Source organism: Vibrio sp. J2-4 (assembly GCF_021728155.1).
In the GTDB taxonomy this organism is placed as follows: Bacteria; Pseudomonadota; Gammaproteobacteria; order Enterobacterales; family Vibrionaceae; genus Vibrio; species Vibrio diabolicus.
On the sequence record NZ_JAKKCN010000002.1, the window covers coordinates 451444 to 469641 of the forward strand.

At 40.9% G+C, this 18198-nt stretch carries 12 protein-coding genes and 1 pseudogene; 7 read left to right on the forward strand and 6 right to left on the reverse strand.

Going from position 1 to position 18198, the window contains the following annotated elements:
* Positions 1 to 355 precede the first annotated feature (355 nt).
* The gene (locus L3V32_RS07470; RefSeq protein ID WP_025612881.1) at positions 356 to 1372 is read left to right on the forward strand and encodes an IS110 family transposase; all 1017 of its coding nucleotides are present in this window, start codon (positions 356 to 358) and stop codon (positions 1370 to 1372) included.
* Positions 1373 to 2492: 1120 nt separating this feature from the next.
* Here the strand turns inward: L3V32_RS07470 and L3V32_RS07475 are convergent.
* The gene (locus L3V32_RS07475) at positions 2493 to 2669 is read right to left on the reverse strand and encodes a hypothetical protein (protein ID WP_153904563.1); all 177 of its coding nucleotides are present in this window, start codon (positions 2667 to 2669) and stop codon (positions 2493 to 2495) included.
* Positions 2670 to 3176: 507 nt separating this feature from the next.
* Here L3V32_RS07475 and L3V32_RS07480 point away from each other — a divergent pair.
* Positions 3177 to 3428 carry a hypothetical protein gene (locus L3V32_RS07480; protein ID WP_130545431.1) on the forward strand — a complete coding sequence of 84 codons (252 nt, stop codon included), beginning with the start codon at positions 3177 to 3179 and terminating at the stop codon, positions 3426 to 3428.
* Between the two features lie 141 nt (positions 3429 to 3569).
* On the opposite strand, the gene L3V32_RS07485 is transcribed toward L3V32_RS07480, so the two are convergent.
* From L3V32_RS07485 to L3V32_RS07495, 3 genes are all read right to left on the reverse strand, one after another.
* The gene (locus L3V32_RS07485; RefSeq protein WP_237284056.1) at positions 3570 to 3836 is read right to left on the reverse strand and encodes a hypothetical protein; all 267 of its coding nucleotides are present in this window, start codon (positions 3834 to 3836) and stop codon (positions 3570 to 3572) included.
* A gap of 111 nt (positions 3837 to 3947) precedes the next feature.
* The gene (locus L3V32_RS07490) at positions 3948 to 4184 is read right to left on the reverse strand and encodes a hypothetical protein (protein WP_169629046.1); all 237 of its coding nucleotides are present in this window, start codon (positions 4182 to 4184) and stop codon (positions 3948 to 3950) included.
* A gap of 2 nt (positions 4185 to 4186) precedes the next feature.
* Positions 4187 to 6733 (reverse strand): S-type pyocin domain-containing protein, encoded by a 2547-nt coding sequence (locus L3V32_RS07495; RefSeq protein WP_237284057.1) that lies wholly within the window; start codon positions 6731 to 6733, stop codon positions 4187 to 4189.
* Between the two features lie 504 nt (positions 6734 to 7237).
* On the opposite strand from L3V32_RS07495, the gene avs4 reads away from it, so the two are divergent.
* Positions 7238 to 11953 carry an AVAST type 4 anti-phage nuclease Avs4 gene (avs4, locus tag L3V32_RS07500; protein WP_237284058.1) on the forward strand — a complete coding sequence of 1572 codons (4716 nt, stop codon included), beginning with the start codon at positions 7238 to 7240 and terminating at the stop codon, positions 11951 to 11953.
* Positions 11954 to 12147: 194 nt separating this feature from the next.
* Here the strand turns inward: avs4 and L3V32_RS07505 are convergent, their stop codons facing one another.
* Positions 12148 to 12312 carry a hypothetical protein gene (locus L3V32_RS07505; RefSeq protein WP_158111749.1) on the reverse strand — a complete coding sequence of 55 codons (165 nt, stop codon included), beginning with the start codon at positions 12310 to 12312 and terminating at the stop codon, positions 12148 to 12150.
* A 270-nt stretch (positions 12313 to 12582) separates the two neighbouring features.
* Between L3V32_RS07505 and dinB (L3V32_RS07510) the strand changes: the two genes are divergently transcribed.
* Together dinB (L3V32_RS07510) and dinB (L3V32_RS07515) are read left to right on the forward strand one after the other, a co-directional pair.
* Entirely contained in the window at positions 12583 to 13632 is a 1050-nt protein-coding gene (gene dinB, locus L3V32_RS07510; RefSeq protein ID WP_140391630.1) for a DNA polymerase IV, read from the forward strand.
* 180 nt (positions 13633 to 13812) lie between these two features.
* Positions 13813 to 14814, forward strand: a pseudogene (gene dinB / locus L3V32_RS07515) (DNA polymerase IV).
* Here the strand turns inward: dinB (L3V32_RS07515) and L3V32_RS07520 are convergent.
* Complete coding sequence (locus L3V32_RS07520) at positions 14811 to 16736, reverse strand: ATP-dependent DNA helicase RecQ (RefSeq protein ID WP_046875121.1); 1926 nt, start codon at positions 16734 to 16736, stop codon at positions 14811 to 14813. The pseudogene dinB (L3V32_RS07515) and the gene L3V32_RS07520 sit on opposite strands and share 4 nt — an antisense overlap.
* A gap of 76 nt (positions 16737 to 16812) precedes the next feature.
* Between L3V32_RS07520 and L3V32_RS07525 the strand changes: the two genes are divergently transcribed.
* Both L3V32_RS07525 and L3V32_RS07530 read left to right on the forward strand, forming a co-directional pair.
* The gene (locus tag L3V32_RS07525) at positions 16813 to 17292 is read left to right on the forward strand and encodes a GreA/GreB family elongation factor (protein ID WP_237284059.1); all 480 of its coding nucleotides are present in this window, start codon (positions 16813 to 16815) and stop codon (positions 17290 to 17292) included.
* 61 nt (positions 17293 to 17353) lie between these two features.
* On the forward strand, positions 17354 to 18097 hold the full coding sequence (locus L3V32_RS07530) for a YggN family protein (protein WP_237284060.1): 744 nt from the start codon (positions 17354 to 17356) through the stop codon (positions 18095 to 18097).
* Positions 18098 to 18198 lie beyond the last annotated feature (101 nt).

Here is an 18198-nt window from a genome sequence, read left to right on the forward strand (position 1 = left end):
ATCTCTGGCAGTGTCACGATAAGCAGGGCGGCATTGCTGTTTGGGGGTTGTGTCATTACGGCGACCTCACGTTGATTTTAAAAAAACGCACTGGACGGAATTGTCCTTAAAGTGCTGAATCTCATGACGGTTCACGTTGACTCAATTTTATGAGTTGGCTTTGCCTTGTTCAATCTTTCGGTATGCGTGAAGTACCGTAGTATGATCGCGAATTACTAGAGTTTTTTCCTTCTACCCCAATCTCTACTTATCTGAAGTAGACGCTTTTGGGCGCAATCCCTAACTCGCTAATAAGATGGTACGCCCCACACCTGCACTACACTCAGCTATGTCGCTGAATATGGGAGGTGCCATCATGTCGGCAATCAAAGTTATTGGAATCGATTTAGGTAAATCTACTTTTCATCTAGTTGGCCACGACTATAGTGGTCGTGAACAATATCGGCACAAATTATCTAGAAGTAAATTACTACAGTTTATCTCTGTGCATGAACCAACATTGATAGCAATGGAGGCTTGCTGTGGTGCTCACTGGCTTGCAAGAAAATGCCAAGAATATGGGCATCAAGTTAAGCTGATTCCCCCTCAATATGTTAAGCCATATGTGAAGAGTCATAAGAATGATTTTATTGATGCAGATGCTATAGCCGAAGCTGCGACCAGACCAAGAATGCGCTTTGTTTCACCGAAAACTGAACAAGCACAATTAGGAGTAGTTATTCGCAGGATTAGAACAGGCTATATTCGAGAGCGAACGGCAACGATGAACCGTATTGGTTCTATCCTTACTGAGTTTGGCTTCAGCTTTCCACGCGGGCATGCGAATATGAAGCGTCTTTTTCAATGGTTGGCAGATACAGGGCAGCCAGTTCCTTCTTTACTAGTCTTTGAGTTACGAGATCAGCTTAGTCATTACAATGATCTTAATGACAAAATTAAAGAGCAAGATAAGAAGCTGGAAACTCTTAATCGTGACAATGAGTTATTTACTATATTACAAACCGTACCAGGCATTGGACCTATGACAGCTTCTTGCTGCCTGTCTTCCGTCTCCGACCCTAAAGACTTTTCCAATGGCCGTAACTTTGCAGCTTGGCTAGGGTTAGTACCATTTCAATATTCAACAGGTGGAAAGCCAAGAATGCTAGGGATATCCAAGCGAGGTAACAAAGAACTTCGTGAGCTTTTTATCCATGCAGCTAGGGCTGTTTTATGGCGAGATGAAACTGCTCAGAGATACTTTGGCTCGTGGCTTACAGACTTAAAACTTCGAAAGCCTTTTAATGTTGCTTTAGTAGCTTTAGCCAATAAGTTAGCGAGGATAGCTTGGTCTGTTATGGCTACGAAGAAACCATTTGAAATAAGAGTATAAATCAAGTTTGCATATGAAAATGAAAGATGACAAAACGGTTAGACCACCAGATTGAAGACCTTGTGGACAGAACAGCGACATAGAACGCTTTCTCATTTTTGAGGACAATCTGGCGCGGATCTCATCGTAGAGCTGGGGCTATGTAGCATGTAGGTGTCCCCAATTAGACTCTGAATACATTAGCGCAAACCAACTCCGTTATTTGAATTTTTCACTTGCAAAACGGGGCGTACCATACATTTTGTCCAAGAGTGTGCTGTGCATTAATGGCAAACCTTTCTTGATTCCTTCTCCGAGCTAAAAAGCTCATCACGCAGGTTGCGTGACGCAACTTGCGCGATGAGTTTGCTCTTATTTGTGGAAAAGACCAAGTAATAACTAAGTAAAGATATCGTTCCAATCAATCAGGTTTATATTGTCTTTTTATCTATGGGGCTCGTCCTCTAGACTAAAGCGCCTCCAACGCTTTAGGTGCTAACAGGTTCCTGCACAAACAAAATTGATACAAATTGGTTGAAGGGAGATTGCATCCTGCATTTTCTACATGCGATACCAAAATTTATGCATATTTTTGGTATATATACTAAATTCAACGTTACTTTTGGTATTTGAGCTCAAATACACGACCAGAAAAGTGTGAAATACCAAAACTAGAGTTAAATTTTGGTATTGGTTTTAAACAGTAATACTTTGGGGAACACCTCAATTAAGATGTATGTCCGCTAGACGTGTTGCCCCTTGGCGCTGATAATTAACATCATAAAAATTAATTCAAATATGTATTTTGACGTTAGACCACAAGGAGCACATCAATGCGCGACCCTAAAAGAATAGAAACTACGCTTTCACTTTTGAAGGAACTTTGGAGCAACAATACTGACCTTCGGTTCAATCAGTTGATATATAACCTTCAACGAGAGTTTTCACTCGAGAACGATGGTAAAGGGCAAATCACGGAAATCTCGCAAGAGGGTATTCAGCATGTTGGTTATGATCTATTTTACATAGAAGATGACATTTTCATTCAATTTCTAGAGAGGAAGCTAACGCAACAATAGCGCTAGTTTTTGGCTAGATAACAAAACACCTTTGAAGGCTGTGAAAGAATTACTAGTGATTGCTATTCAGCGTGAACTGCCTTAGTAAATGCAACGCACATCTGTTGTATAACATTACGGCGGACTTTCTTGATCTTGGGGGCACGATGCTCACTGACAATAACTCGACTCATCAAGCGAGTAACTGCTTCACGACGCTGTTGGTCGGAAAGGTGAATTTTTTTAGTTTCTTGTTTCATGTCATATATCTTAGATGGTGAGCCGCGGATTTCATCCGATGACGATGATAAGTAAATATAGCTTTGACATTGTTACGTGTCTACACTCATCTAAACAGGTTCAATAGGAAGCGTCTCCATTAGTTTAAAGTCCGTGATATACCATTTTTGTCAAAGTTCATCTACATCACTTAAGTTTAGGTTCGGCAATTGGATTTTTTGTTAATTCAGCGTGAAAGTTATTGATGCAGTAGTACATGCATCGTCTTTCGTAAATCTTCTTTGCCCCAAGATGTGTTTAGAGCGCAAGAAGCCGTCATGAGATTTATTTGTGAAACAAGCTGTTTCCCAATTGTCCAACAGGTTGTTTCGTAAATCACCTCTGCTCCAACCCGCTTCTGATCTCGTCGCTTCGGCAATAGAACTAACTAATGCCCCATTGCGTGTTTCAGGACAAACCTTACGCTGTAGCTAATAACGCAGTATGCTATAAATTATCTAATCTCATTTTGAATGGAAAGACGAGCTGTGAGCAAAAAACGGTTATCTGAAAAAGAACTGGTCAAGGGGATTACACCCCATACTGCGCATAGTGATGAACTAGCTGAGGTAACATTGGATGAGTTGGGCCTTGAAATCTCTGAAAGTGATTACAAGGCTGCGTTAAAGCGAATTGAATCACTGTTTGATGCAGCCGAACCTGGCACTCCTGAAGGTGACGAGCTTGAAAGGCTAGCTGCATTGGTTGAAGAGTATGAGGAAAAGCACTTCCCCATTTAATAACTCCAACGCACTTTTGCCCCATTATAAGACAGAGTAAATACTCATTCATATCCTGTTAATTGGGTTTTGCCTTACTAAAAGTAATCCATTCTTCTAATGCTATTCGTTGTTAATCCTCGTGTTGTATTACGGGGGCTCTTAAGTTGTCAACATCGTACACAGAACCACCATGTTGTATTTATTCAACATGGTGCATTTAGAAAGAACGTCTTCCCCCAACGGTATCCTTAAACCTTGCTCGAGGAGCTTTGCCACCCATCGTCCGTTTAAGGTTCGCAGGTATAAATTGACTTGAATCGGGAGTTTGCCAACTTGCTTCACCGTTTTTTCTGGCGTCCAATTGATGGTTGGTACGTTATCTTCAATCGCGATGGACAAAATATTGAGTTCACCGAGAGCAGCCATAAGGTTCTGACAGAAGAGGACTTTGAGCGGTTTTTAGAACCGGTTGAGAAATGGGAATGAGAAAAGGCGTCCTTGTAACGCCTTATGTTTATAAGCAAAGTAAAGCTTATATTAAGCATCATCTTGAGCGTATTTGATGACTCGCTCGACAGTGATCTCGGGAACATCTTCAAATAATTCTTGCAGTATAAATACCTCTAAAAAGTAGTCATACCCTTCCGGTGAGCTTCCATCCTCTGGCTCTGCGCAAAGTAAAATATGGGATTCAGGACTCCATGCACTGTCAATGTAAATGGTTAAATCAGGATCCAAGCTTGCAACATCAAGCATTAACTCTCTTAATTTCATTTTTATTTCCCCCATATCGAGTAGCCCCCCTTGTTATCTGGATGAAGTACTTTCCACTCTTCACTACCAATTGTGTGTTGTTCTCTTGGGACTAAAACCATGCTGCCTTTTTCTCTTTCATGATGCCATGTCCAACCTTTTGGAGGTCGTCTAGGAGCTAAGCCTGTAGCTGTTCTCTCTAGTTTTATATTCAAGGATTCCATCTGAGATGCAAATTCTGGATCTGTTTCCATCATCTTCAAGAGGTTCTCATTAGCTTCTTGAAAGTGACGAGCTCTCGAAACACCAGGATATGAATTCGGTGACAAAAACGTTTTAAATCCTGATGAGTAAGCATTTTCACTATATACAATATAAAGAGGAACGATACCTGAGCTTTCAGGGAATACCAAAATTGCATCACGCCAGTCTTTCTCTTCAGGCGCAGGCGTAACGGTGACGTTCGCATCGCTATCCGAGTGGATTGGCGTGACCAGTATATCGTCTTTTTCAAACCCATCACTATGATCGGGGGTAGTTTGCCAACTTGCTTCACCGTTTTCTTCTGGAGTCCAATATATGGTTGCTCCGTTCTCTTCAATCGCAACGGACAACTGACCATTGTTCCCTTGTTTCACATATTTGATGGGGATTCGTGTGTCATCTACATGATAGCCCTGTACGTGCGGATAAAACTCACCATCTTGGGGCTCGGTAATGTGGACACGAACGCGGCTTTGCGCCGTGGTTACTTGGCGTAAATCTTGGTCTGTGTATTGGGTGTTATCGCCAAATAAGCTTTGCTGCATGGCAAACAAAGCGCCAATACCTTCGACCTGCCAGCGGTAGCCCTCGACGATTTTGTCTTTCAATGTGCCGGCCAGTTTATCTAACTGCATCGCTGCGGTTTGGGTTTGCTGCATTTGCTCTGGGGAACCGGCGACAGCTGCGGAACTGCCCATAGCCATTTGTGCTTGTGTCGCTTGAATGGCAGGTATGACAGCAGCTGGGTTTGCATTGGCTTGTGCAAAGAAGAATGACCAAGGACCAAAGTTACTTATTGACTCTTGTTGGTCGCCAATTTCAATACATCCCTCTGGTCTGGTGCAGGATTTAGCGAACACGAGCGAGCTTGTGGCGTCTTTTAAATTGAGGATAACCACATCGCCTTCTATGCAATCGGCAGTGTTAATGGCTCTATATTTGGTCAACCCGAGCAATGGATCACTGTGCTGATAATGACTGTTGCGGATGTTGTTGTAAGTTTGTGGGCGCAGCGGCGGAAAGGTATTCTTTTTGTCCGGTGCTTGTTGTTGCTGCTTCTCAGCAACAATAATTTCATCACCTACCGCAAGTGACAGAGGGTCGGCCTCAAACACTGGGTTAAGCAAGAGCAAGGCTTTAGCTCCCATACCATATAGTTCAGCAATGCTTTGCCAGTCTTCCCCTACCGTTACGGTGTGCGTCGCTGCGGTTTGTTCCGCTTGCATCTCATCGTTGTTACCTTCTGAGCGCGCTGCTTCCGGCTGTTTGACCGCATCAAACAATGCGGGGATATCCAACTTTATCCCGTTTTCACACAGCCAATCTTCACTGAGATTATCGAGCTCTTCACGCGTGATTTGTCGCTCAAGATAAATGATGTATTGATTTTCGATGATTTGATCGGCTAATTTCCAATACACCAAAATAGCGCTTTGGTCTTTAGTAAAACCACGCTCGTCATTGAGCTTGTCTTGTGTCGATTGCGTAGCGTAAAACGCCCATTTTTCTTCCCCAAGAATTTTGTATTCTTGGACAAGTTCACCATCATTAAAGTGGTAGTAATAGCCTTCTGTAGGCAAACCTAAACGTTCACCCAATCGCACTGCAGGGACAACAGGTATAAAACCTTCCTCAGCTTTATGGCTGCCGGCTTTTTGTAATGTGACGGCTTCCAATGGTGTCAGTCCGAGATTGTCATCAGCGATGTGGATATTTAAACGCTTTGGCTCATCAAACACACATAACGCTGTGTAGCGGGTGCCTTGCTCGGTATTGGCTTGCTCCCAACGGGTCACCGCGTTCTCTTTTTCAGTTTTCGCTAAAGCAAAGTCACTGTGCACCATTTTCTTTATGGTGATATCCGAGCATCCGACTTCGAAGCTGTACTCAAATTCCTTGGTGATTTCCTCTTCACTTTCGGTTGCGATTAGCTGCGGCGTGTAAACTCGTTCGGGCGTCGAGGTTTCCCTGATACAAGAGCGGTAACCTCCCGTTGCTCTGGTGGTTTTCGTTATTGCTAACAAATTATTAGCCGCATCATCCGAAAGTTCAGAGATAACCTCAGAATTCAGCCGCCAAGTTTTAGGACCTATTGGGTCGTTGTAACTAAGCAGAGCAGGAGTTTGAGGCGTATCACTCACGAGTGCGAGATTACCTTCGTAGAGATGCTGCTTTAGCTGTTCAAAAGTAAGATGTGAAGGAATAGCAGAGGCGATATCCGCTTCCGAAATATTATGGAAGTTGCCCTCTATCAATCCAAATTCATGAGACATTACTTCCGACAGTGGAAGAACTTTATAGGACACACAAATACCTAAAGTGAATACTAGTTATCACGGCAATAAGCAGTAAGCATGCCATTAACTTTCTTCTGCAAAATCAGCTAGGTAGGATGATAGTAGTGTATGCCGATACAATTTTTTGTTTATCGAGCCAAAAAGTTGGGTATAAATCCAAAAAGTTGGTTGGTGTTGGCTGTGGTCTTAGTGTACGGTAGCTGTTTAGCTGAAGCGATACATATGGTGTTTTTACCCGTGAATACATTCGTAGTGGGCACGTTGTGGATGTAATAGTTCTAAGAAGGCTTTGCCCCAAAGTTGCGTAGAGCAACAATCTTGACTTGCTTCTTTCGACATTAGTTGACCTACTTTTTATAATGATTAATTATGTACTCAGTTTACTATGGTGTGTTGGGTAGAGAAGACCTGAATTTGAACCAAAGTGTGGCTTTACTGTTCTACTAAAGCCTCAATAGTCATTTAAATGATAACGTTCAATATCTGTTAGTACTTGAAAAGGGTAGAGAAAAGTTGATTAAGATAGACTGGGAAGTATTTAAAGCAAAGTTTTCAACAAATCCACAAGACGCTTTTGAATGGATGTGTTATCTCCTTTTTTGCAATGAATTCCGAGTGAAAACTGGCATTTTTCGATATAAAAATCAATCAGCAATAGAAACCAATCCTATTTCCCAAGATGGAATTAATGTTGGTTGGCAAGCAAAGTTTTATGAAGTTGCATTATCTAACCATAAAAATGACATTTTAGAAACTCTTACAAAAGCGAAACGTGATTATCCTGATTTAAATAAAATAATTTTTTACACAAATTCAGAATGGGGTCAAAATAAAGGAAAAGAACCAAAAGGAAAAATAGAAGCAGAAGAAAAGGCAAAAGAAAACAACTTAGAAATTGAATGGAGATGCTGTAGCTTTTTCGAGTCACCGTTTGTTGTAGGTGATTGTAGCCGGATTGCTTCGTATTTCTTCACTCAATCTGATAACTTATTTGCACTTTTGAGTTCGTTTGAGTCTCATACGGATGCAATTCTAGACGATATTGAAACTACTATAACCTTTGGCGACGAAAAAGTTTCAATTAATCGATTTAATTTAATTTCCGAAATTAAAAGTTCAAATTCTAGTGCGCTAATTATAAGTGGCGAAGGTGGCACAGGAAAAACCGCCTTGATAAAAGAGCTATATGGAGATAAGGGGAGGAATGATGCGTTTTATGTCCATAAAGCGACAGAGTTCTCTGTTAGCAGTTTGAAGGAATTTTTGTCAGGTGTTTTTATAAAGGATTTTGTTGAGGCTCATGATGGGGCAGGCAATAAAACAGTTGTTATTGATTCTGCGGAACATTTGCTTACTCTAGAAAATACAGATCCTATTAAAGAGTATCTATCCACCCTAATCAAAAGTGGATGGAAGGTGTTGTTCACCACGAGAAATAACTACCTAGATGATTTGATTTTTCAACTATATGAAGTGTACAAAACTAGCTTTAATTCCATACACATAAAAAAGTTGGATGATGATACGTTATTCGAGCTTGCTAAAAAGCATGAATTTATTATCCCTGATGATAAGAAGTTTAAAGAACTCATATTGACCCCATTTTATTTGAGAGAATTCTTGAAGTATTATCAGGACAACAAAGGCGCGAGCTACTTTGAATTCAAGGAATCTCTGTGGCCGAGAGTTATTACAAAAAGATCCCCTCAAAGAGAGCAGTTTTTTATTCGGCTAGCTGAAGAAAGAGCCAATACAGGAAGGTTTTTTGTAATTCCTGACACTAATTACTCCAATGAAAAAGTAGAAGAAGTCTTAGTTTCTGAAGGAATAATCAGTTATGAGTCAAATAGAGGATATTTCATTACTCATGATATTTATGAAGAGTGGGCGCTGGAAAAATTAGTTGAAAGTAGCTTTTTATCCTCAGAAAACGCGGAAATGTTTTTTGATAAAATACAACAATCTTTACCTATCAGAAGAGTGTTCAGACGATGGCTATCAGAGAAGCTTAGCAGCGAAAATGAAGAAGTTAGTCACCTTATTGTAGAAACCTTATCATCTAGTAATATAGCCAAGTTGTGGAAAGATGAAGTGTTAGTTTCTATGCTTCTGTCCGAGTACTCTGATTACTTTTTTAACATTAGTAAAAATTTATTATTGGAAGATGACTTCAGTCTTCTAAAGCGCATATGCCTATTGATAAGGATAGGATGCAAGGAAATAGATAATAGTTTTTTTGATAGCATTGGAGTGCGAGCACCAGATATTTTATCAATGGATTATGTGATGACTAGGCCAAAAGGAACTGGATGGATGTCACTAATTAAGTTCATTTATGAAAATATCGAAAATATTGGCGTGAAAAATCTCAATTTTGTATTGCCCGTTCTTTACGACTGGAACAGTAACAATAAGTCTAGAGAAACAACTAAATATGCTAGCCTAATTGCTCTATCATTTTACAAGTCGGTAATCGTAAAAGATATATATATTGGAGATGATGGTTTTTCCAAAAACTTGATCCTAACGATTCTGTATGGAGCAAGTGAAATTAAAAGTGAACTGGAAGCGATCATTGATGAAGTAACTCTAAACAATTGGAAAGGACATAACGATCCATACTACCTTCTGAGTGAGTTTATTTTAACCAAAATGGAATGCTTCAATGTTGCGATGGAGATCCCGGAAAAAGTAATCACTCTAGCCAAATGTTTTTGGACGTATGAACCACCAGAAAACGGCGGTTACTATTATAGATCAAGACTAGAGATTGATCACGAATTTGGTGTTGAGAATAGGCATCAAGACTTTTACCCAGCAAGTGCTTATCAGACCCCGATATATGCTTTGCTCAAAACCGATTTAAAATTAACACTAAACTTCATTATCGACTTATTAAATTCTTCATCAAGAATATATGCTGAATCTAGTCTTGATGAAGGCCAAGTTGAAACTACAACATTGTTTCTAGATGATGGTAGAAAAACTAATCTACCTGTTTCAAATCGTCTTTGGTGTATGTACCGTGGAACACAAGTCAGTCCTCATCTACTTGAATCAATATTAATGTCGCTAGAGCGTTTCTTTCTTGAGAGAGGAAAAAGTACTAAATCTGAAACTCTTGAATATTATCTAAATTATATCTTAGAAAAAGCTGAATCTTCTGCGCTTGTGGCTGTTGTTGCGAGCATAGTATGTGCGTTTCATGAAAAGACATTTAATGTTGCCAAAACTCTATTCAGAACTAAAGAATTTTTCTATTATGATTCTACTCGAATGAAAATAGATCAAACACATAAGAATCAACTTATCTCGCTGAAAAGTTTTAGTGTCAATCGAACGAGTGAACTTCATGAGAATGAAAGAATAAGAGCTTGTGACCAAAAACATAGGAAACATTCGTTAGAAGACATAGCACTTCAATATCAGTTCTTTAGAACTGAGGAAGTAAGTGGTGAGGAATCAGAAAATAGGGTTCAGGAAATTTGGAAAATCCTAGATCATCATTACAGAAGTTTACCAAGTAAGGAGCATGAAAATCATAAGGATAAAACATGGCGTTTATGTTTAGCTCGCATGGACAAAAGGGAAATGTCACCTAAAGCGAAAGAAATAGAACACGGTATAACAATAGAACTCAACCCAGAAATTGAACCAGATCTTAAAGAATATTGTGAAGCATCTCAGCGCGAAGCGAATGAGACTTTTAAACATTTAGCTTTAAATAATTGGGCTGATAGCAGGCTCTACAATAGAGATAATTACAATAAATATGAGTCTTATGAAAATGATCCATTAACTGCTCTGGGTGAGGCAAAAGAAATATGGAATCATCTTTCAGGAGGCAGCATGTCGTTGGGATTGCAGTTTGATCGAGCCACACCGTCGTATGTATGCGCAGTGCTGTTACGGGACTTCAAAGAGAAATTAGGAAAAGCTGAGCTAGAATTTTGCAAGGAAGTAATATTTGATTATGCCAGCATCGTTAACAATGATGATTATATACATCAGATAGGTGATGGCCTTGTTCCTGCATTATTTGTTCTTCCAAGGTTGATAGAGGACTTTGCAGACGAAAGACTTACTATCAAGTTTGTCTTAATTAGAGCCTTAATGAGACATGACTCTATATCGATGATGGGAATGGATAGGATAAGTTCAGTAGCGATTCAATCTGTTCAACACTTATGGAAAGACGAACCTGAGTTCATGAAGTCGCTGTACATTGGCTATTTGATAATTGCTCAAAAACATAGAAATGTACAGGATCGTTTAAGACAAGAGGCGTATAAAGCGAAAAAGTATGACATCGATAAAAATGACTTTGAACAGGAGTTTTTTAAAGAACTAGAGAATGTAGCAAAGAGTATCGAAGATGAAACCATCGAGGAATCTGCAATAAAGAATATTGAAAGCATAGATAACGATATATTGATAACCGCTTTTCAGCTTCTGCCATTGGATAACGAACTCAACAGCCCCGTGCCCTTTGTTGAGGAAATTATTAAGATAATTTCACAGCAATTACTCTCTCGTGATAGAGAGAATCGCCTTGATTATGCTTTCAGATACGAGTTTTTAAAGCACTATGCTCGATTTGTTCTTCATCTAGATAATAGCAAAAAGGATAGATACCTAAAATATTTTACCGATGACTTCACCTTGAGCGAAGGTACGGCAGATTTATTAAATGAATTTGTTAGCGCTGAAGACTCGCTGAACATGCCGGACTCATTTTGGTATGTATGGAACCGATTTAAAGGCTGCGTCGTTGATTCAATTAGTAGTCAAAGTTGGCGGCATGATAAAGAGCGCATAATCGAATCCTTTTTATTTGCAAGAGTTCCTTGGAAGGACGATGCAATGGCTTGGCATACATTTTCGCCGGAGAATAAAGTATTTTTTAATGACCTGAGCAGTAAGATAGGTAGTGAAGCTTCTTTTATTTATAGTATCAGCAAACTCCTTTGTGGCATTGGGAGTGAATTTTTAGATGATGGTATTTACTGGATCAGTAATGCAATAAAAACCTTTGACATCGATTTGTCGCAAGATAAGTCAGGAAATACACTATTTTACTTGGAAAGATATATGAGAAGATATCTATTCAAAAATCATGATAGAGTCAGGCAAACACCTAACTTAAAGGCACAGGCAATGGTGGTGTTGGATTTTCTAGTGGAGCAATACTCCATTACAGGTTACCTCCTTAGAGAAGATATAGCTTAGGTAATAATCATTGTAGCCGACATATGAATGCTGATGGGCTAGGTTAACTTCACCACAATGCTACAGCCAAGCTTCCTGTGGCGTATAACAAACGCTTTAGGTTTCAAGATACTTTTTTAATCCAAAATTAGCACGTTAGAATTCATACTCTAACGTGTTTTTGTCCAAAGATGCGCTGCTATTAACGTTATGCATTAACGTATATCGTTTATGCTGGTGTCTCTGATCAATGAAATTGGGTCATCGGCAGCTTCTTCATCCAGTAAGCACTCCATGGCTAAAGCCGCCTTTATCGCACTTGGCGACACGCCCAAAATCTGCGCTTTCGCATTGATTAAATAGAGCAATTCTTCTTGCATACAAATCCTCCTTTGTGATGGGTACGCTATGATAGTATACTGTATAAATACACATGTTCGACGGTGGTTTTTTGAGCAATTAAATCTGTCAGTGATGGTAAAGAATAATAATAAAGCCACTCGTTACGCTCGCACCGCTCACTACTCGCTAGGCATTTATGATTTTTCTTGACCATCGTTCTTTTAAATACCCTTGTAGTGAGGTGATGTTTTCACGCAGTGATGATATCGCCTTACTAAACATTTCAGGGATATAGTGAACTTTCATTAATGAAAAAGATAATCCATATAGATCTCGACAGTTACTATGTCTCTGTAGAAGCAAGGGACAACCCCTCTTTACGTGGAATCCCTCTAGCTGTTGGAGGGAAAGATGGTCGCGGCGTTATTGCAACTTGTAGCTATGAGGCGAGAGCTTTTGGTGTGCGTTCGGCTATGTCTACAGCAAAAGCGTTGCAACTTTGCCCAAGCTTAACGGTAGTGTCTGGAAATATGGAAAAGTATAAGGCGGTATCTAGGCAAATCCATGAAATATTTAGACGGTATACGGATGTAATAGAGCCACTATCGTTAGACGAGGCGTATTTAGATGTCACAGGTTCTAAGCTGTTTCAAGGTTCAGCAACTTTAATTGCAGAAGACATACGTAAATCTATTCAAACTGAATTGAATTTAACGGCTTCGGCAGGAGTTTCCCCATTAAAGTTTGTTTCTAAAGTCGCTTCAGATGTGAATAAACCAAATGGTATTTGCGTTGTTACGCCTGATGAAATTCAATCATTTATTGATAATTTGGACTTAGGCCAGATCAATGGTGTGGGCAGGGTTACTTTAGAAAAACTTAATAAGCTTGGTTTGTTTAAAGGTAAAGATGTCAAAGAGGCCGATAGGAATATTCTGATTAGTCAATTTGGTAAATTCGGTAACACTCTCTGGGATAGGTGTCACGGAATAGATGATAGACCTGTTGTTGTTGAGAGGGTAAGAAAATCAGTAGGGGTCGAAAGAACTTACTTCAGTGATATTGATAACTTAGAGCAATGCCTTTTAGCAATTGATCCCTTGTTTTTAGAATTGGAAAAAAGAATGGAGAAAGCGCTTGAAGGAAAGCTCATTTCAAAGCTTGGTGTGAAGATTAAGTTTAATGACTTTCAGCAAACAACAGTTGAACATAGGCATGATACTTTTGATAAGCAGTTTTTTATTAGGTTATGTGAAGAAGCATTTAACAGAAGACAGGGGCGAAGGGTTCGTTTGATTGGTTTAAATGTTGGTGTTGAGCCCAAAGTATCTACAGACCAGTTAAACCTCCCTTTGTGATTTTTGTAAGTGAATTTTTAACGAAATGCCCGTTTTTTACATAAATTTCTCGGATTTTTTTGTAAGGGGTTTGTGTAAGTTAAAACTTGTATCTAAACCTAAGTTATAAAAGCGCTCTCACTCACTCAGTCAGTCAAACTTACATTTTTCACCTACGAGTTTAGATCTGCTGCCGTTGAGATGAGAGATAATCCTAGCTACCGTGGCATTGCACTCGCCGTTGGCGGTAATGAAAAACAGCGTGGCGTGATTAGCACCTGCAATTATGAGGCGCGCAAATATGGCGTTCGTAGTGCAATGTCAACGGCGCGAGCATTGCAACTCTGCCCCCATTTACTAGTCGTTCCCGGTCGCATGCACGTGTACAAACAAGTCTCTCAGCAGATTCGTGCTATTTTCGAGCGTTATACGCCTATCATTGAACCTCTATCATTAGATGAAGCATACCTCGATGTCACGGATTCAACAGCTTGCCGTGGCTCCGCAACGTTGATCGCAGAGTCTATTTGACGCGACATTTGGAATGAGCTTGGGCTGACGGCATCGGCGGGCATTGCACCGATTAAGTTTCTTGCCAAAGTCGCCTCTGATATGAATAAACCCAACGGTCAGTTTGTTATCCCGCCAGATAAGGTCCAGGAAGTTATCGATACACTTCCGCTGGAAAACATTCCTGGTGTTGGGAAGGTGAGTCTTGAGAAGCTACATCAAGCGGGCTTTTATCGATGTGAGGATATTAAAAACAGCGACTATCGTGAATTGCTGAGACAGTTTGGTCGTCAGGGAGCATCTTTATGGCAGCGTAGCCATGGAATTGATAATCGAGAGGTCGTCGTTGAGCGAGAGAGGAAATCCGTCGGTGTGGAACGGACATTCAGCCAGAATATCTCGAGCTATGATGAATGTTGGCAAGTGATCGAGGATAAACTTTATCCTGAACTCGAGAAACGCTTAGAGCGTGCAAACCCAGATAAATCGATTATTAAACAAGGTATTAAAGTTAAATTTGCCGACTTTCAACTGACAACAATTGAGCATATCCATCCGCAATTAGAGCTTGAGGACTTCAAGATCTTGCTAAGAGATATTCTTAAGCGCCAAAACGGACGGGAAATACGCCTTTTAGGCTTGAACGTGATGCTCAAGCCCGAGAACCAAGCGCGTCAATTGAGCTTTTTCTAGGCTCTTACTGCTTCTACCTGAGCTAATACTTGTTCAAAGCTTGTGTTGGCCATCGCACCATAACCCGCCAGTTTTGAAGCTTTTAGCTGGCTAATTAAAGGGGTACTAATGCCACACAAGAAGCGGGCGACAGCATCATTGCTGATAGCTGAAGGGGAGAGCTGAATAAATTCCTGCACCCACATTGCTACTTGAGGTGGCTCAATACCCTCACCTTGTGGTGTTGGGAACGAAGCGACTTGACCACGACACACGGAGCAGTGACCACATTGCTCTGGTGCATTGTGATCCGCAAAGTAGTTCGCCAATTGTGAGCTCAAACAGTGCTCTGACTGGAATAAGCGCAGCATGGTGTGAATTCTTTCGATATCTTTGCTTTCTTTGGATTGGAACAGTTCATACAGTTGTTGGATTAAAATATCAGAGCTCTGTGTGGTTGGCAAAACAGAGTACACGTCGGTCAGTTGTTTGCTCTCTAGCTCTATCCAACCATTCTGGTGAAAATAGTCGAGGGCTGCGACAACTCGGCTGCGTTCCGATTGATAGTTCATCCATAACGCTTCTAGGTCAACTTGGCACCACACTTTGGCTTTTTGCGAGGAGGAGAAAATAGCTTCCACGAATTGACGTCGCTCGCCTTGAAATTGATTCACAATAAATTGCTGATCGTGCAAAAACTTAAAGCGATATTCCGCAAAGTAACTGTATTTTGCTTCAATGAGTTTATGTAGCTCCAAATAAACCAACAAGGTTTTGAGTGGCAATTGGCGGATATTACTTTCACGCGATAAACGCAGTGGCACTACCTCCCATTGTGGAGCATGTTCTTTCGCTTGCTCGACTACATAGTTAATAGAGGTTAGTTCAGGTGTGTCACCATAGACAAAGTTTTCCAACACCGTTAAGCCGGACGTATTGCCTAGCAGAATGCACTCAGAACGTTGCCCGTCCCTGCCTGCACGCCCAATCTCTTGTGCGTAGTTCTCGATCGATTTGGGTAAGTCGAAGTGAATGACGCGGCGGATATCAGATTTATCGACCCCCATACCAAATGCAATCGTTGCAACAATACAGTCAATTTGGCTATCCATGAACTGCTGTTGGATTTGTTCACGAACGTCGCTTTTCATGCCGGCGTGGTATGCGTGAGCATTAATGCCAATATGGATTAGTGACTTTGCTACTTGCTCTGCTGTCTGCTGTTGTGTCACGTATACGATAGTCGGAAGCTTAGGTGAAGAGGCGATGATCTCACTTAGCTTTTCTTGTTTCGTTGCTTCCTCGCACGGGATCACCGAGATATCCAGATTGGGGCGGTAGAAGCCTGTAACGGTAATATGTTCACTGGCAATATCGAACTTTTGTTTCATGTCTTCAATAACTGCGGGCGTTGCTGTTGCAGTGAGAAGCAAAGATTGTGGAATGTTCAGTTCACGTTGATATTGCGGTAGCTTGAGATAATCAGGGCGGAAGTTATGTCCCCATTCGGAAATACAGTGCGCTTCATCAACCACCATCAAAGAGATCGGTACTTGGCGAATGAACTCACGAAAACGCTCGTTCTTTAGGCGCTCAACAGAAATCATCAATATTTTGATCTGTCCATTTTTCACCCCTGCCATGACGCGTTGTGACTCTTCTCTGCTTTGACTGCTATCGATAGAAGCGGCCGGGATCCCTTTACTTTGCAAAAAGTTCAACTGATCTTTCATTAGCGCCAACAACGGCGAGATCACCAATGTAAGATTGGGCAATACGGTTGCTGGCAATTGGTAACAGAGAGACTTACCCGAACCTGTAGGAAAGATGGCCGCAGCAGAGTAACCATTCATAACCGCTTCAATAACAGGTTGTTGACCTTGGCGTAATGAGTCAAAACCAAATACGGATTGAAGTGTTTGATGCAGCGAGTCACTTTGCATAATAGGGAAACCTTTCTTTGATGGTAAACTTAGGTACATTAACACACCCTGAGTGCCAAACGCGCGTCCTAAAAGTATGAACAAAGCTGACTTAGTCCAAATTATCATCCAACATCTGGAAGAAAAACTTCAAGTGGCCCATGCATCGGCTCAGCGAGCCATTGATGCCGCGACAGATGAAGAAACTGTTCCCGAGCATAAGTACGATACGTTAGCACTTGAAGCCGCATATCTTGCTCATGGACAAGCCATGCGAATCCAAGAGAGTGAAGACGAGCTGCGTCAATATCGCGCTCTAGTGACTCGCGACTTTAAAGGCGCACCTGTTGGTGTAGGTGCTTACGTCGTTCTCGCAGATGAGAATTTGCTTGAAAAGCACTTCTTTGTAGGCCCTTGTTCTGGTGGTCTGACTGTTAAACATCAGGCTCAGGAAGTCTTTGTCTTAACAGCAAAATCTCCTCTTGGTCGAGCGTTATTCGGGAAAGAAGAAGGCGATGAGATTGATGTGAAAATAGGAGAAAAAACAACTTGTTACGAAGTCGTGACGGTTTGCTGACATCTCATGTATCACTCAGTGTTATGTTTAACACGAGTAATGTTAAATAAAAGAGAATGACATGAAAAAGCTTTTTACACTCTCATTGCTGATGGTCAGTGCTACTGGTTATGCAGCGCAGTGTCGTGTGGACATCAATAATGAAGTCCGTATGGATGGGCAAAGCTTGGAAATTCGCCAAACGACAGGTGATAAAGCTGTCGTGGATGAGGATAACAACCTCTTCATCAAAGGTGAGCTAATTGAACTCAATTCTGACCAGAAAGCGGCAATTGAAGACTATCGCGAAAAAATGAACGCGTATATTCCACAAGCAAAGCAATTGGCGAGTGATGGTTTAGCGCTTGCGAATGATATTATTGACGATGTTGCGGAAAGCCTCGATGCACCTAGTGCGTTTGATAATGTAAAAGCCGCAGTAAAGGACTTTTTCGCTGATGTTGAATCACGTTACTACAAAGATGGTGATTTCATCCTGCCGGCGGAGAGTTTTGAATCCATGACACAAGGGTGGACTGAAGACTTTGCAAAAGCACAAGAGATCTTCAATAAAGAGTTTTTAGCCAGTTCGTTGGATGCTTTATCGAAAAAAATGAAGGAAGAGGGGGGAATAAACCTCACTGCATTATCGGAGAGTATGGCTGAACTCAGCGCGAAAGTAGAAGAGCGTTTAGCTGAGCATTCGAAAGAGGTAGAGCAACAAGCAGAAGACTTGTGTGACTCGTTGGATGACATGGCAGGGCAAGAAGACGATTTGTTGAAGAAAATCCCTGAGCTAAAAGATTACCGAGTATTTACGATTTAATTACCCTTCAAAAAGTAGAACTCAATGGTATAAAGAAAGAGAGCACAATTGTGCTCTCTTTTCGTTTTTACTTACTTGAACAAGTAATGAAAGCAAGACGA